Annotated in this window: 14 protein-coding genes; 4 read left to right on the top strand and 10 right to left on the bottom strand. The window is 33.7% G+C overall.

Features of this window, described 5'->3' with window-relative positions; translation table 11 throughout:
* The first annotated feature begins 3 nt into the window (after positions 1 to 3).
* Positions 4 to 1503, top strand: a complete 1500-nt coding sequence (locus tag DFQ09_RS13395; protein WP_115811160.1) for a DUF389 domain-containing protein — start codon at positions 4 to 6, stop codon at positions 1501 to 1503.
* Positions 1504 to 1506: 3 nt separating this feature from the next.
* On the opposite strand, the gene DFQ09_RS13390 is transcribed toward DFQ09_RS13395, so the two are convergent.
* Entirely contained in the window at positions 1507 to 2274 is a 768-nt protein-coding gene (locus tag DFQ09_RS13390) for an ABC transporter ATP-binding protein (protein WP_115811158.1), read from the bottom strand.
* A gap of 2 nt (positions 2275 to 2276) precedes the next feature.
* A complete protein-coding gene (locus DFQ09_RS13385) occupies positions 2277 to 3014 on the bottom strand; it encodes an MlaE family ABC transporter permease (protein ID WP_040756813.1) in 738 nt (245 codons plus the stop codon).
* 111 nt (positions 3015 to 3125) lie between these two features.
* Between DFQ09_RS13385 and pafA the strand changes: the two genes are divergently transcribed.
* Both pafA and DFQ09_RS13375 read left to right on the top strand, forming a co-directional pair.
* Positions 3126 to 4793, top strand: coding sequence for an alkaline phosphatase PafA (gene pafA / locus DFQ09_RS13380; protein WP_115811156.1), 1668 nt, complete (start codon positions 3126 to 3128; stop codon positions 4791 to 4793).
* A 9-nt stretch (positions 4794 to 4802) separates the two neighbouring features.
* A complete protein-coding gene (locus tag DFQ09_RS13375) occupies positions 4803 to 5609 on the top strand; it encodes a DNA/RNA non-specific endonuclease (protein ID WP_115811155.1) in 807 nt (268 codons plus the stop codon).
* A gap of 66 nt (positions 5610 to 5675) precedes the next feature.
* Here the strand turns inward: DFQ09_RS13375 and DFQ09_RS13370 are convergent, their stop codons facing one another.
* The 4 genes from DFQ09_RS13370 to gcvP form a co-directional block, all read right to left on the bottom strand.
* Positions 5676 to 6527 (bottom strand): glycosyltransferase, encoded by an 852-nt coding sequence (locus DFQ09_RS13370; protein ID WP_115811152.1) that lies wholly within the window; start codon positions 6525 to 6527, stop codon positions 5676 to 5678.
* Between the two features lie 23 nt (positions 6528 to 6550).
* Complete coding sequence (locus DFQ09_RS13365; protein ID WP_115811150.1) at positions 6551 to 7072, bottom strand: class I SAM-dependent methyltransferase; 522 nt, start codon at positions 7070 to 7072, stop codon at positions 6551 to 6553.
* A 27-nt stretch (positions 7073 to 7099) separates the two neighbouring features.
* Positions 7100 to 8158: a 3-oxoacyl-ACP synthase III family protein gene (locus DFQ09_RS13360; protein ID WP_115811148.1), complete on the bottom strand. Its 1059-nt coding sequence runs from the start codon at positions 8156 to 8158 to the stop codon at positions 7100 to 7102.
* 172 nt (positions 8159 to 8330) lie between these two features.
* Positions 8331 to 11180, bottom strand: coding sequence for an aminomethyl-transferring glycine dehydrogenase (gcvP, locus tag DFQ09_RS13355; protein ID WP_115811146.1), 2850 nt, complete (start codon positions 11178 to 11180; stop codon positions 8331 to 8333).
* Between the two features lie 120 nt (positions 11181 to 11300).
* On the opposite strand from gcvP, the gene DFQ09_RS13350 reads away from it, so the two are divergent.
* A complete protein-coding gene (locus tag DFQ09_RS13350) occupies positions 11301 to 12137 on the top strand; it encodes a UbiA prenyltransferase family protein (RefSeq protein ID WP_115811144.1) in 837 nt (278 codons plus the stop codon).
* On the opposite strand, the gene DFQ09_RS13345 is transcribed toward DFQ09_RS13350, so the two are convergent.
* The 4 genes from DFQ09_RS13345 to DFQ09_RS13330 all read right to left on the bottom strand — a co-directional run bounded on the left by DFQ09_RS13345 (position 12114) and on the right by DFQ09_RS13330 (position 14381).
* Entirely contained in the window at positions 12114 to 12377 is a 264-nt protein-coding gene (locus tag DFQ09_RS13345; RefSeq protein ID WP_115811142.1) for a hypothetical protein, read from the bottom strand. The two genes, DFQ09_RS13350 and DFQ09_RS13345, sit on opposite strands and share 24 nt — an antisense overlap.
* Before the next feature lie 25 nt (positions 12378 to 12402).
* Complete coding sequence (locus tag DFQ09_RS13340) at positions 12403 to 12960, bottom strand: sigma-70 family RNA polymerase sigma factor (protein ID WP_115811140.1); 558 nt, start codon at positions 12958 to 12960, stop codon at positions 12403 to 12405.
* A gap of 91 nt (positions 12961 to 13051) precedes the next feature.
* Positions 13052 to 13936, bottom strand: coding sequence for a methyltransferase domain-containing protein (locus tag DFQ09_RS13335; protein WP_115811138.1), 885 nt, complete (start codon positions 13934 to 13936; stop codon positions 13052 to 13054).
* Positions 13937 to 13946: 10 nt separating this feature from the next.
* Positions 13947 to 14381 (bottom strand): hypothetical protein, encoded by a 435-nt coding sequence (locus tag DFQ09_RS13330; protein ID WP_115811136.1) that lies wholly within the window; start codon positions 14379 to 14381, stop codon positions 13947 to 13949.
* Positions 14382 to 14697: the final 316 nt, after the last annotated feature.

Raw genomic sequence — 14697 nt, 5'->3', positions numbered from 1 at the left:
ACTATGAGTGACGAAAATAAATTCAATTTTTCTGAGGATGAGAATTCTCAGGTAACCAATGAGATGAACAAGGAAGCTGCAGTTGAAGAAAAAAAAGCTGCTGTAAAAAAAGACGCTCAAGGTTTATTTGCTAGTATAAAAACATTTTTAAGCGAACTGCTCGATTTTAGAGATGATACGGATAGAGATGCTACGATTACAGCAATAAAAGCAGATATTCCATTTAAAGGAGCAACGGCTTGGATTTTGGTCTGTTCAATTTTTGTGGCATCTATTGGTCTTAATGCAAACTCTACAGCTGTGGTGATTGGTGCCATGTTAATTTCGCCATTAATGGGGCCGATATTGGGAGTTGGTCTTTCAATCGCTATCAACGATATTGATACTTTAAGAAAATCGCTTATCAATTTAGCCATTATGATTGTGCTAAGTTTATTAACCGCATTTTTATTCTTTTGGTTGTTTCCATTAAGTGCAGATACATCAGAACTCTTAGGTAGAACACGTCCTGATATACGAGATGTACTTATTGCCTTTTTTGGAGGTTTAGCGTTAATAATTGCGCGAACTAAAAAAGGAACTATTGCCTCAGTTATTTTTGGTGTTGCTATTGCAACAGCCTTAATGCCACCTTTATGTACGGCTGGTTATGGCTTAGCGATAGGGAACTGGGAGTATTTTGGAGGAGCCATGTATTTATTTACGATAAATACCATTTTTATCGCCTTAGCAACATTTTTAGTATTAAAGTTGTTGCGTTTTCCAATGTTAAAGTATGCCAATTCCGCAAAGCGAAAACGAACTTCTCGATTTGCAATGCTAGTTGCTGTGGTCGTTATGCTTCCTGCAATTTGGACGTTTTTAACTGTATTACAAGAAAGTAAATACAAAAGAGATTTTGATAATTTTGTTAAAAGCGATATTGAAAACAATGACAACCTTTGGCTACAGCGAAAGGATGATGATTTAGATTCTGATAATAAAATAATCCGCTTGCATTTTAATGGTGATGTAAGTGATGAAATGGTTTCAGCTTTACAAAACGATATACATAAATACGAAAGCATTAAAGATTTTGAATTAATCATAAATGCCAATAAAACCAGAAGTGCAGACCGTTTAATGGAATCATTAGATAGAGCCTATGCAGAATCAGATCGAAAAGATAATGTCATTGATGGGCTGCAAAATCAAATTGAAGAATTACAAGCTAATATCTCTAAATTGAATAAGGTTATAGAGTCTAAAAGCACTACTCAAAACGGAGTATCGTTTAGTTCGCTCTCTCGCGATGCTAAAATTAAGTTTAGTGATTTAGAGTATTTTGGTTACGCTAAGATGTTGGAGTCAAAAGACTTTATTAATATAGATACTATTACAGTAGTTAATGTAAGATGGAAGGTTCAACTTTCAGATAGCTTGGTTTACACAAAGGAACGCGATTTGCAAAAGTGGTTAAAAAATGAATTAAAAGTAGATACCGTATTTATTAAGCGTAACTAAAAGTTATTCGCTTTCTTCAAGGTACATTTTACGTACTTTTCTAAATAGTTCAGACGAATAAACGAAGTTGGTTACAGCTTCGTTGTCGGTTCTAAATATCGTTTCACTAGAGCCTTCCCATTCTAATAAACCATTTTTTAGAAAAACGATTTTTTCTCCTATTTCCATAACGGAGTTCATATCATGTGTGTTAACCACGGTTGTGATATTAAACTCATCTGTGATTTCCTGAATTAAGTTATCAATAACTATGGCTGTTTTAGGATCTAAACCAGAGTTAGGTTCATCACAAAACAGATATTTTGGTCGGTTAACTATCGCTCGGGCAATGGCAACACGTTTTTGCATACCACCAGAAGCTTCACTTGGCATTTTTTTGTGAGCGTCATCTAGATTCACGCGTTTTAAAACCTCATTGACTCTATCTTCCATTTCACTTTTGCTCTGTTTTGTAAACATACGCAAAGGAAACATTACATTTTCAGCAATAGTCATGGAATCAAAAAGCGCACTCCCTTGAAAAACCATGCCCATTTCTGAACGTAAATTGGTTTTTTCATCTCTTGATAATTTACTGAAGTTTTTTCCTTCATAAGAAATGGATCCACTTTCATATTCAAATAATCCAAGCAAGCATTTTAAAAATACGGTTTTACCAGAACCACTTTGGCCAATAACTAAGTTGGTCTTTCCTTTTTCAAAAGAAGTTGTTATTCCTTTTAAAATTTGGGTATCACCAAACGATTTTTTTAAGTCTTTAACTTCTATCATAATTAGCCGAGTAATAAACTGGTTAGTAAAAAGTTGACAAGTATAATCATAACACTAGTCCAAACAAAAGAGGTTGTACTAGCCTTACCAACTTCTAAAGCTCCACCTTTCATAAAATACCCATAATACGATGGTATAGTTGCTAGTAAAAAAGCAAACACAAAAGTTTTAATAAAGGCATAAAAGAAATGGAATGGAATAAAATCCATCTGAACACCTTCTACATAGTCTTCCATAGTGCCGTAACCTCCATATACACAGGCCATAAGTCCACCTAAAATTCCTAAAAACATCGCAATAGAAATTACAAATGGATAAAGTGTTAAAGCTATAAATTTTGGAAAGACGAGATAGTTAATGGCATTTATTCCCATAACTTCTAAAGCATCAATTTGCTCTGTAACACGCATTGTTCCTATACTCGAGGTAATAAAAGAACCCACTTTACCAGCCATAATAATGGAGATAAAAGTTGGTGCAAATTCGAGAATGATGGATTGTCGTGTAGCAAAACCTACTAGAGATTTTGGCATTAATGGACTCGTCATATTCAACGAAGTTTGGATAGCCACAACGCCTCCAACAAAAAATGAAATAAAGGCAACAATGCCTAAAGAACCAATTATAAGATCATCAATATCTTTTAGAATTAAAGGTTTCATCACTGACCACTTAGTGGGTCTGCGAAAAATATCTTTAATCATTATAAAATAGGTGCCTATGTTATGTAGGTAAGTCATGTTATATTTTATTAATGCTAAAGTATAAAAAAGGATTAGTTATTAATGTTAATTTAAACTAAGATAATTTAAAAATTGTATTTTTGAAACTCACAATAATGTCATATTCAAATGAAAAATATCGTCTCTTTAATTGTTGTTTTATTTATGTTTTCCTCTTGTGGTGCGCAAAATACAACTACTGATACAAAAATAGAAACTTCAGTTTTAGAATCTAACGATAGGCCAAAGTTAGTCGTTGGTATTGTTGTAGATCAAATGCGTTATGATTACTTAACACGTTTTGAATCTAAATTTGGAGATGGTGGTTTTAATCGTATGATAAATGAAGGGTTTAACTGTAAAAACAACCATTTCAACTATGTGCCAACGTATACTGGTCCTGGTCATGCTTCTGTTTATACAGGGACCACACCGAAAATTCATGGTATAATTGGTAACAATTGGTACGATAAAGAAACAAAGGGAATGGTGTATTGCGCAGGTGATGACGATGCACAATCTGTAGGAACCGAAGATAAGGCAGGCAAAATGTCACCACACAGAATGCAAACTACAACTTTTGCAGATGAGAATAGGTTATTTACACAAGGCCAAGGTAAAACAATTGGGATTTCTTTAAAAGATAGAGGAGCAATTTTGCCTGCAGGTCATACGGCAAATGCAGCGTATTGGTTTCATGGAAGGGATGAAGGGCGTTGGATTTCAAGTTCTCATTACATGACTGAGTTACCAGAATGGGTATTGAACTTTAATGCTTCAACACATGCAGAATCTTATTTGAAAGAATGGAATACATTATATGATATTTCAACATATACAGAAAGTGGAGTTGATGAGAATACGTTTGAAGGTGGTTTTAAAGGTAAAGAAAAAGCAACATTTCCTTATGATTTAAAAACATTAAGTAAAGACAATAGAGGTTACGATATTTTAAAAGCCACACCTTATGGTAATAGCTTAACAGCAGATTTTGCAATGGCTGCAATTGAAGCGGAAGGTTTAGGTCAAGACCAAATTACGGATGTTTTAGCGGTAAGCTTTTCAGCGACCGATTACGTGGGGCATAACTTCGGAGTGAACTCAAAGGAAGTTCAAGACACCTATTTGCGTTTAGATAAAGATTTGGCGCGTTTATTTGAGTATTTAGATACCACAGTTGGAAAAGGAGAATACACTGTTTTTTTAACAGCAGATCATGGCGCAATAGACGTGCCTTCTTATTTAAGTTCATTAAAAGTGCCTGCAGGTTATGTAAATAATAAGGATAGAAAGGCAATATTTAATGCCTTTTTAGAAGCGACTTATGGAACTGATTCTATTGTAGAGAATATCAGTAACGACCAAATATTTTTAGATAGAAATAAGGTTAAGGAGTTAGGATTAAAACTTAGCGATGTACAAGATGCTATTGCTATGGAGCAATTAAGTTACCTTAATGTTTCTAAAGTTTATACGGCAACAACAATGGGCTCAACAGGTTTTTACGGTGGAATAGAAGATTTGTTGCAAAACGGCTTTAATCAAAAACGTTCAGGTGATGTAATATTGGTAAATGATACCTCTTTTATTTCTTATGGTAAAACAGGATCTACGCACGGTAGTGGTTTAAATTATGACACACATGTGCCATTGTTATTTTTCGGAAAAGGCATTAAGCATGGTGAAACGTTTAATAAAACCGTAATTCCGGATATTGCACCTACAATTTCAGCTTTATTAGGGATTAGTTTTCCTAATGGAGCAACAGGGCAGCCTTTAGGATTTGTGATAGATTAATACGATATTTTGAAAAGAAAACCCATTTTTACAATCATTGCAGTAATTATAGTGATTGGCATATACAGCTATGATTATTTTTTAGAGTCTAACGCGAAAACCGAGATTGTAAGTGAAGGTGCGACTTTAAAAGAAAGCACTAACGCGTATTATTTACCAACAAGTACCACCAATCAAATTATACATCATAAAAACTATTCCTTATCATATAGTGAGCCTCACGAACAAGCAGAGTGGGTGGCTTATGAGTTGAAAGCATCGCATATAAGTTCAACAAACCATAAAAGACCTTATTTTGAAATTGATAATGCCGTAAAAACAGGTGCAGCACATTGGAGTAATTATAAACAATCGGGTTACGACAAAGGGCATTTATGTCCTGCTGGAGATAGACGATTTACCCAAGAGGCACATGATGAAACTTTTTTAACGAGTAATATTAGTCCACAAGAACATAAATTTAATGCTGGAGTGTGGAATCGCTTAGAACAAAAAGTACGTTATTGGGCAAAAAAGAATGATGGTGTTTTTGTAGTCACTGGAGGTATTCTTGAAAATGGACTAAAAGTGATTGGTGATGAAGATGTAGCAGTACCAAATCAATTTTATAAAGTCATTTTAGACAATACAAATGGAAAAATAAAAGTACTTGCGTTTTTAATGAATCATGAAGATTCAGATTTACCATTGTATAAATTTGTGGTTTCAGTTGATAAAGTTGAAGCCTTAACAGGAATTGATTTCTTCCCACAATTAGATGATGCGATTGAAAATAAATTAGAAGCATCAAGCAGTTATAAAAGCTGGAGTTTTTAACCAATTCCTGCGAAGGCAGGAATCTCTAATTCAAAAAGCAATAACTTATTGGTAAAATTGGGATCTTTATTTTAGAAATTTCCCCTTTATTCCATTCCAGCGTAAGTCTCTAATGAATTGACCTTCTTCATTAGAAACTAAAAATTCTAATTTATTAGATTTAGCTCTAAAATAACCGGACATATAATCTTTAAAAAGTTTGAAGCTTCCTTTTTTTGAAGCCAATTTTAATGCAGAAATTAAGGTGATCCAAAAGCCATAACGCATTTTGTACATGGCTTCACCTTGTAAGTACTTAGAGGCTTTATTATAGGATTGTCCTGTGGGTTTGAGATGCTTTACATGGAGTGTTTCGTCAGTAAGAATTTCCCAGCCATTGTGTTTTGCTAACAACTCATCAACCGTGTCCCAACCCATGGATGGTTTAAGTTGTCCTATTTGTTTAAAGCAATCTTTCTTATACGTTTTTAAAGCACCTCTAATATGATCTTTATTCGTTAGGTTTTCGAGAATCCATTCGTTATGTTTTTCAATATAGCAGAACCCCGAAGCCATTCCTAAATTTTTGTTCGAATTGAAATGCTTGGTTAACTGTTCTAAATAATTTTTAGGAAAAATTAAATCCGCATCAAACTTACAGATAATGTCGTAATCATCGTCAAGTGAGGCTAAGCCCTTATTAAAAGCACTAATAATTTTAGAACCAGGTAAATGTTTGTCCGACGATTTTGAATTTAATAAAGAGATCCAAGAGTGTTTTGAAGAATAATCTTCTACAATACTTTGAGTGTTATCTGAAGAATGATCATTCACAACAACAACTTTTTTCGGCAACAAAGTTTGCTTAACTAAAGAGTCTAAAGTTTTACCAATGTAATCTTCTTCGTTATGCGCCGGAATGATAATATAAAAGTTCAAAATTGAAATCTGTTTTTTCAAAGTTAAGCTCTTTCTGCATATACAATGTAGTAACGCGGCGTAAACCGTCTTAAAATAGGTCTAATGCCTAATTTATTCACAGGATTAGTCCATTGTTGTCTGTCTTTAATGGTCCAACCTGTTTTTTCTAATAGCCAATCGAGTTGCCAATCTTCAAACTCATGATAATGTCTATCGCGCATATCAGTTTTACTCCGATATGCAGGAGCAAACCATAATTTTAAAGGCACACTTATTACTAGTTTATTGGCTTTAATAGATTTTAAAATTTCATAAGGTGATAATAAATGTTCGAAAATTTCAAAAGCCGTTACAACTTCTGCAGAAGACGTTTCAATTGCCGATTGATTTTCATCCAAATCTTCTCCAGTTGTATTTTCAACAGAAAACCCTTCAGAAATCATTATTTCAGAAAAGGGATTTTTAACTCCTAAATCTAAAATAGATTCTGATGTGTTAATGTGTTTTTGTAAAAACTGAAGGGTAAGTTTAAAGCGTTTATTTGGATATGTTTTTTCGTACATAAATGGGTTTTAAAGCAATCTTTTAGATCAATATTTATATACAATAGCATTTATGTTCATACCAGCTCCAACACTTGCAAACATAATAATATCCCCTTTGTTAATCTCTTGATTTTTTACTTGGCCTTTTAGAATCATATCGAATAAAGTCGGTACAGTTGCCACACTAGAATTTCCTAATCTGTTAATCGTCATCGGCATAATACCTTCAGGCATTTCCATTTGGTGTAATTTGTAAAAACGCTTAACGATAGCTTCATCCATTTTTTCATTCGCCTGATGAATCAATATTTTTTTGACATCAGTAATTGAAACTCCACTATTGTCAAGACATGTTTTTAACGCTTTAGGAACGTTAGACAATGCAAATTCATAAATCTTACGACCATACATTTTAATGTAACGTCGCTTGGCTGTAACTTCAGGGTTATTGGTTTCTCCGAAGTAAATAAAATGGGCTTCGTCTAAAGCGTAAGTAGCAGATTCGTGCGCCAAAATACCTCCTTCTTCATCTGTTTCTTCTACGATGACAGCGCCTGCACCATCGCTATAAATCATAGAGTCTCTGTCATGTTGATCTATAACTCTAGACAAGGTTTCTGAGCCAATTACTAAACAACGTTTGGCAATACCAGCAGCGATAAACGCTTTAGCTTGTATAACGCCTTCTATCCAACCAGGACAACCAAAAAGTAAATCGTACCCAACACATTTAGGGTTTTTAATTTGTAATAAATGCTTCACTCTAGATGCCATACTAGGTACGGTATCACTTTGTTCTGCATTATGTTTAACATCACCGTAATTATGTGCTACAATGATATAATCGATACTTTCTTTATCTATTTTTGCATCATCTATAGCCTTTTGAGCAGCAAAAAAAGCAATATCAGAATTTAAGAGATCATCCTCAATATAACGGCGTTCTTGTATACCTGTAATAGCCTTAAATTTTTCTACAATAATTTCATTTGGGCTATTGATAGAAGAACCATCAGCATTTAAAAACTGATGATTATAAAAATCCTCGTTTTTTTCAATAGTATTAGGAATATAACTCCCTGTACCTGTTATTTTAATTGCCATTGTTAATTGTTTTCATAGTTACGAAACTAACTAATAATATATACATTTTGTTATTTACAGTTCTAAAGCAAGAATTTTTAAAGAATTCATAATTATAGTCGTCTATAATTTATAAAAAGCAAAAAAAAGTATTCAAATTGAATACTTTTTTTTTAATATTTATCGATTAAAACTAAGCATCCATATAAGCTTCAATTGGAGCACAACTACATATTAAGTTACGATCTCCATAGGCATCATCGACACGCCTCACACTTGGCCAAAATTTATTATCTCTAACAAAATCTAATGGAAATGCTGCAGCTTCTCTGCTATATGGTAATGACCATTCATCAGCGGTAAGCATACCTAAGGTGTGTGGTGCATTTTTTAGCATATTATTAGATTCGTCCTTAGATGATGCATCAATTTCTTTTCGAATTGAAATCATAGCATCACAAAAACGATCCATTTCAGCTTTACTTTCGCTTTCAGTAGGTTCAATCATCATGGTTCCTGCAACGGGGAATGACACAGTAGGAGCGTGGAATCCGTAATCCATCAGACGTTTTGCAATGTCTGTAACTTCAATACCGTTGGCTTTAAAATCACGACAATCAATAATCATTTCGTGAGCAGCTCTTCCCTTTTCTCCAGAGTATAAAGTTGGGTAAGATCCGTTTAAACGTTCTTTAATATAGTTGGCATTTAAAATGGCAACTTCGGTTGCTTTTTTCAAACCTCTATAGCCTAACATTTTTATATAACCATAAGAAATAAGACATACTAAAGCAGATCCAAAAGGTGCTCCTGAAATTGCTGTAATAGCTTGATGGCCTCCCGTTTTTATGATTGGGTTTCCTGGTAAAAAGGGTACTAATTGTTTGGCTACACAAATTGGTCCAACTCCTGGTCCACCACCTCCATGAGGAATCGCAAAGGTTTTATGTAAATTTAAGTGACAAACATCGGCTCCGATATTTCCTGGATTGGTTAATCCAACTTGCGCATTCATGTTGGCACCATCCATATAAACTTGGCCTCCGTTATCGTGAATAATCTGTGTAATTTCTTTTATGGAAGCTTCATATACACCATGTGTAGATGGATATGTGACCATAATTGCAGAAAGATTATCTTTATGTAATTCTGCTTTTTCTCTTAAGTCTTCAACATCGATGTTTCCGTTTTCTGATGCTTTAGTGACAACCACTTTCATGCCAGCCATAACAGCACTCGCAGGATTTGTACCGTGTGCAGACGAAGGTATTAAACAAATGTTTCTATGATGATCTCCACGAGATTCGTGATAGGCCTTAATAACCATCAATCCGGCAAATTCACCTTGTGCACCAGAATTTGGTTGAAGCGATGTCGCTGCAAAACCAGTAATTTCTGATAACTGATTTTCTAATTCTTTAAGCATTAATTTGTAACCCGTAGCTTGTTCCGTTGGTACAAATGGATGCATGCTGCCCCAACTTGGCCAGCTTAATGGTAACATTTCTGAAGCCGCATTTAATTTCATGGTACAAGACCCTAATGAAATCATAGAATGATTTAATGCTAAATCTTTACGTTCTAAACGTTTGATGTAGCGCATTAATTCCGTTTCAGAATGATACGTGTTAAAAACATCAAAAGTTAAAAAATCGGATTGACGTTTTAGATGTGCAGGAATCGTTTCGTTAGTTGAAATAGATTCTATTTTGTCTGTAGTATTTCCTGTTACATTTTGAAAAATTGTAATAATATCATTTAAGTCTGAAACATTAGTGGTTTCGTTTAAAGCGATATTAATGGTATTGGTATCTGGATAATGAAAATTCACTTCATTTTTCTCAGCTTCGTATTTTACTTTAACAGCATCTGCTTTTATCTGAATCGTATCAAAGTAATGTGAGTTGACCTGTTCTAATCCTAAACGTTCTAAAGCGTTTGCTAAAGTTGAAGCTGAATCTTTAACTTTATCAGCAATAAAAGTTAAGCCTTTTGGGCCATGGTAAACAGCATACATACCTGCCATCACCGCTAAAAGTACTTGAGCCGTACAGATATTTGATGTTGCCTTGTCGCGTTTAATATGTTGTTCTCTAGTTTGTAGTGCCATTCGCAAAGCTCTATTACCAGTAATGTCTTTTGTGACTCCAATAATACGACCTGGAACATCACGTTTGTAAGCGTCTTTTGTCGCAAAATAAGCGGCATGTGGACCTCCGTAACCCATTGGTATTCCGAAACGTTGCGTGGTACCAATAACAACATCTGCACCAAATTTCCCTGGCGCTTCAAGCTTCACTAAGCTTAAAAGATCAGCTGCCACAGCAACTTTAATATTTTTAGCGTTTGCCTGTTCTATAAATGATTTAATATCTGTGATCTGACCGTTTTTGGCTGGATACTGAACTAAGGCTCCAAAATACTCGTCTGAAAGATTATATTCAGTTTCGTTACCAATGACTAATTCAATGCCTATAGGATTGGCTCTAGTTTCAAGTAAATCGATAGTTTGTGGTAAAACTAAATCTGAAACAAAGAATTTATTGACATTGGCTTTCTTTTGACCACGATCTCTAATCGCAAATAATAATGCCATAGCTTCCGCTGCAGCCGTACTTTCATCCAAAAGAGAGGCGTTCGCAATTTCCATTCCTGTTAAATCAATAATCATGGTTTGGAAATTCAATAAGGCTTCTAATCGACCTTGAGCAATTTCAGCTTGATATGGTGTATAAGCGGTATACCAACCTGGGTTTTCTAATACATTACGCTGTATTACTGCAGGTAAATTAGTTGGGTAATACCCTAAACCAATGTATGTTTTGTAAATTTTATTACGTTGTGATAGTTCATTGATATGGCTAAGGTACTCTTGCTCACTCAACGCAGCATCAAGATTTAAATCGTTTTCTAAGCGAATGTTATCTGGAATAGTTTCCGTTATTAATTGTTCAATATTTTTAACACCTATAGTGTCTAACATGGCTTGTTGGTCATCTGAATTTGGGCCAATATGTCTGAGTGCAAAAGAAGTTGTATCCATTAATAAAAATAATTTATTTAGTTCTGCAAAAGTACGGATTTAGCCTAATTTTATAGTTAAGGAATACTAAAGTTTTTAACCGATGTTAGAGGTTATTAACACAATCCTTACTTTTGCGTTATGGAAGTTTTAAAACGCATCTTTAACTTTTATTTGAATAGTAGTATTCATGTTGCATTAGCCGCTTGTTCTTTAGCTTGGGTGACATTAATTGAGCTGGACTTAGGTTTTGATAAATACCTGCTATCTTTTGTGTTTTTTGCAACAATAACGGGTTATAATTTTGTAAAATACTTTGGAGTCGTTAAGTTTCACCATCGCAGTTTGGCAAGTTGGTTAAAGGCCATACAAGTATTTTCTTTTATAGCTTTTTTGGCTATGTGCTATTATGTTTTGAAGCTTGAAACAGAAACCTTAATGGTCATTATAATTCTTGGGGTGATTACATTTTTTTATGCCATTCCTATTATGGTTCCAAAGCGCTATTTATTTGATGATCATAAGAATTTACGACAAGTCAGTGGCTTAAAAGTATACCTCATTGCACTGATTTGGATGTTTACAACAGTGATTTTACCAATAGTGAATCATGATGTTTCAATTTATTCAGATGTGATTATTACAAGTGTTCAACGATTTAGTTATGTTCTTGTATTAATGTTGCCATTTGAGATTAGAGATCTAAATTATGACAATTTGAAATTGGCAACAATCCCTCAAAAAATAGGTGTCAAAAAAACTAAAATTATAGGTGTTGTACTTTTAGGTGCTTTTTTAATATTAGAATTTTTTAAAGATCAATTATTAGAGAAATCAATAATTGCAATCGTAGTTATTACGGTGATTACACTATTGCTTCTGCTTTTTTCAAACAAAAATCAATCAAACTATTTTAGTGCGTTTTGGGTAGAAGGTTTACCTATTATTTGGCTATTAATCTTGTTGTTGCTTCGCTAATTCTTTATCAAATTGTGATTGAAGCTTATTGAGTTCGTCAGTTTTGAGACACTGAACTTTTGATTTTTCTATGGTTTGGGATAGTTTAGTGTTATTGCTAGAATACTTCTTTGAAATGTTACAATACATAAGACGTAGTCTTAGTTTGAATTGTTCCCAAGTAGAAGCCTCATCATATTGTGCTTTATCACAAATATGTTTTGCTTCATCACAGCTTATAAATAAAAAACTTTTTTTCATCTTTAATGTCCTTGTAAACGGAATATTATTTATACCAATTATCTTGCATGCATTCTGCTAATGCAGTTCGGGCTCTGTGTATAATTACCCATAGGTTAGACGCAGTAATATCTAAATCATTACAAATGGTTTCTGTATCATAACCTAAAATGGTTTTCATCTTAAAAACGTCAGCTTGTTTTTCTGGCAATTTTCCTAAACAATTGTAGATAGCATCGCCTAATTCTGAATTTACCAAAGTGTCTTCAGCAGTTTTAACAGTAGAATCTGCCACGCGTTCTTCTAGCCAATCACCTTCAGTATCAGTATCACTGTTATAAGTCATTCTAACTTCGGCTTTACCTTTGTTAGAGTTTATTTTACGATAATGATCTATGATTTTTCGCTTTAAGATTGAAATGAGCCACGTTCGTTCGCTAGCTTCGCCCTTAAAGTTTTTCATGGATTTAAGACCGGCTAAAAAAGTTTCAGATATTAAATCTTGAGCGATTTCTCTATCATTTACACGAGTAATCGTATAATTGAAGAGGTAATCTGAATATGATTTCACCCAATTATTTGGGTCTATTGTATGCTTAGGCATCGTTCAATTTCATTGCTGGTTCAAAAATAGGTTAAAAATTCGAGAAATAATTTAGTTATAAACGTTAAACCTTATTAGCGTAAGATTTATCTTAACCATCATGTTTTGTTGCACTAATTATATAATACCCAAAACTTTTGATGTGTAGTCCTGTTAATAATGCGAAGAATGAACCCTTCAAATTATGCAGACTTTCTCTTTTTATAGTTTTAAAACTCAGTAGTTTTTTTAGGATAAATCCTGTAATCGCAAATGGGACATGTAATACAGAAGGGGCGACTCTATGTGAGGTGTCTTCAATTTTAATGTTGTTGAAACCTAAGTCTTGTAACTTTTGTTTTATAAAAGTATGAGTTTCTAGTTTTTCGAGGCTCCAATGGTTACACAAACGATTGTATGCGTAATCGGCTCCTTTGCAAAGTTCTGATTGTTCTTTTTTTAAGAAGGCATCAGCGATGACTAATTTCCCACCAGGTTTTAAAATTCGATAAGCTTCTTTTAATGAGTTTTCTCCATGTCCGGAATGGCAAAAGCTTTCTATCGCTACAGCCGAATCAAAGGAATTAGATTGAAATGAGGTGTTGTTGTAATTTTCTTTTAGAATAATACCATTTTTTCCTTGTAATAAATCATTGCCATGTTTCACCTGAAAATCAGAAAGCGTGACTCCATAAGTGATTAAATTTTGATGTTGTTTTAAGGCATAGCGCATTGTGCCGCCCATACCACAACCTAAATCGATGAGTCTATGTTTTTTAGTGTTAATTTGAAGTCGTTTTATAACCTGAGCATTCATTTGATTAAGCATGCTGTCGCGTTTAAAAGGATTAGTTTTAAAGGGGGCGTAATATCCGAAATGCATGTTAAAATCTTGACTCCAAAATTCGTAATCTTCTGAGGCTTCGTTATAGAAATCTATCATTTCTATTTTGTTTTTTTCAGAATAGCTGTCAATAAGTAGTGCTTGTGTTTTCATGATAGTACATTTAAAAGATTGAACTAAGATTTGTAATTAATAACCACGTGTAAACCACAGCAAATAGTGTGAACAAGGTATTCATGAAATAACTACCGATCTTGAAAATTAATTTCTGAGGTATTTGATACATGGGATAATATGCAATTTGTGTAGCGACTTTTCCAACCCAATATGCCGCAATAAGTCCGGTTAATGCAATAGCTAAGTTTGATCCGTTTTGTAAATCGTTGGGAATTACGATAGCAATTAATCCAAAAGAAAAATTTAAACCTTGAATATATCTGCCGTACGTTTTTGCGATTTCTTGATTTAAAGGTTTTAGTTGTTTAACATCATTATACCAATCAAAAACTTTATGCCTTATATAAGGATAAATTAGTGCCGTGAATATTTGTCCACAGCCACCTAGAATAATTAACCAATTTGGAATTTGTGTTTTCATGATAATTTAATTTTATAAGTGATATAGAAATGGAATAGGGCAAGACCCATTGAAACGAATAACCATAGAAATATGAATTGGAATCCTCCAATTCCGAAATGACCTATAATTCGAAAGAGTACAATAAAGGATGCCGTTGTAATTACATAACTTTTAAATAGTTTTTTAACGAGTTTAGAGAGCGCTTTAAAATGAACGATAAGCGTGATGCTCATTAAGATTTGAACAAGACCTAAAACAATTTGTGCCATAATGCCTCCCCAAAAAGTCAAGTAGAGGAATGAGGTAATCAAGATTAACAACTTGTTAATATCAT

Origin of the sequence: Winogradskyella pacifica, assembly GCF_003386275.1 — a bacterium.
In the GTDB taxonomy this organism is placed as follows: domain Bacteria; phylum Bacteroidota; class Bacteroidia; order Flavobacteriales; family Flavobacteriaceae; genus Winogradskyella; species Winogradskyella pacifica.
The sequence above is the reverse complement of the archived record's forward strand: the minus strand, read 5'-3'. Positions and strand labels throughout refer to the sequence as shown.

Bases quoted from the DNA above. Each gene is read 5' to 3' on its own strand.
- DFQ09_RS13395 (WP_115811160.1), top strand. From the start codon at position 4: ATGAGTGACGAAAATAAATTCAATTTTTCTGAGGATGAGAATTCTCAG.
- DFQ09_RS13390 (WP_115811158.1), bottom strand. From the start codon at position 2,274: ATGATAGAAGTTAAAGACTTAAAAAAATCGTTTGGTGATACCCAAATT.
- DFQ09_RS13385 (WP_040756813.1), bottom strand. From the start codon at position 3,014: ATGACTTACCTACATAACATAGGCACCTATTTTATAATGATTAAAGAT.
- pafA (WP_115811156.1), top strand. From the start codon at position 3,126: ATGAAAAATATCGTCTCTTTAATTGTTGTTTTATTTATGTTTTCCTCT.
- DFQ09_RS13365 (WP_115811150.1), bottom strand. From the start codon at position 7,072: ATGTACGAAAAAACATATCCAAATAAACGCTTTAAACTTACCCTTCAG.
- DFQ09_RS13360 (WP_115811148.1), bottom strand. From the start codon at position 8,158: ATGGCAATTAAAATAACAGGTACAGGGAGTTATATTCCTAATACTATT.
- gcvP (WP_115811146.1), bottom strand. From the start codon at position 11,180: ATGGATACAACTTCTTTTGCACTCAGACATATTGGCCCAAATTCAGAT.
- DFQ09_RS13350 (WP_115811144.1), top strand. From the start codon at position 11,301: ATGGAAGTTTTAAAACGCATCTTTAACTTTTATTTGAATAGTAGTATT.
- DFQ09_RS13345 (WP_115811142.1), bottom strand. From the start codon at position 12,377: ATGAAAAAAAGTTTTTTATTTATAAGCTGTGATGAAGCAAAACATATT.
- DFQ09_RS13340 (WP_115811140.1), bottom strand. From the start codon at position 12,960: ATGCCTAAGCATACAATAGACCCAAATAATTGGGTGAAATCATATTCA.
- DFQ09_RS13335 (WP_115811138.1), bottom strand. From the start codon at position 13,936: ATGAAAACACAAGCACTACTTATTGACAGCTATTCTGAAAAAAACAAA.
- DFQ09_RS13330 (WP_115811136.1), bottom strand. From the start codon at position 14,381: ATGAAAACACAAATTCCAAATTGGTTAATTATTCTAGGTGGCTGTGGA.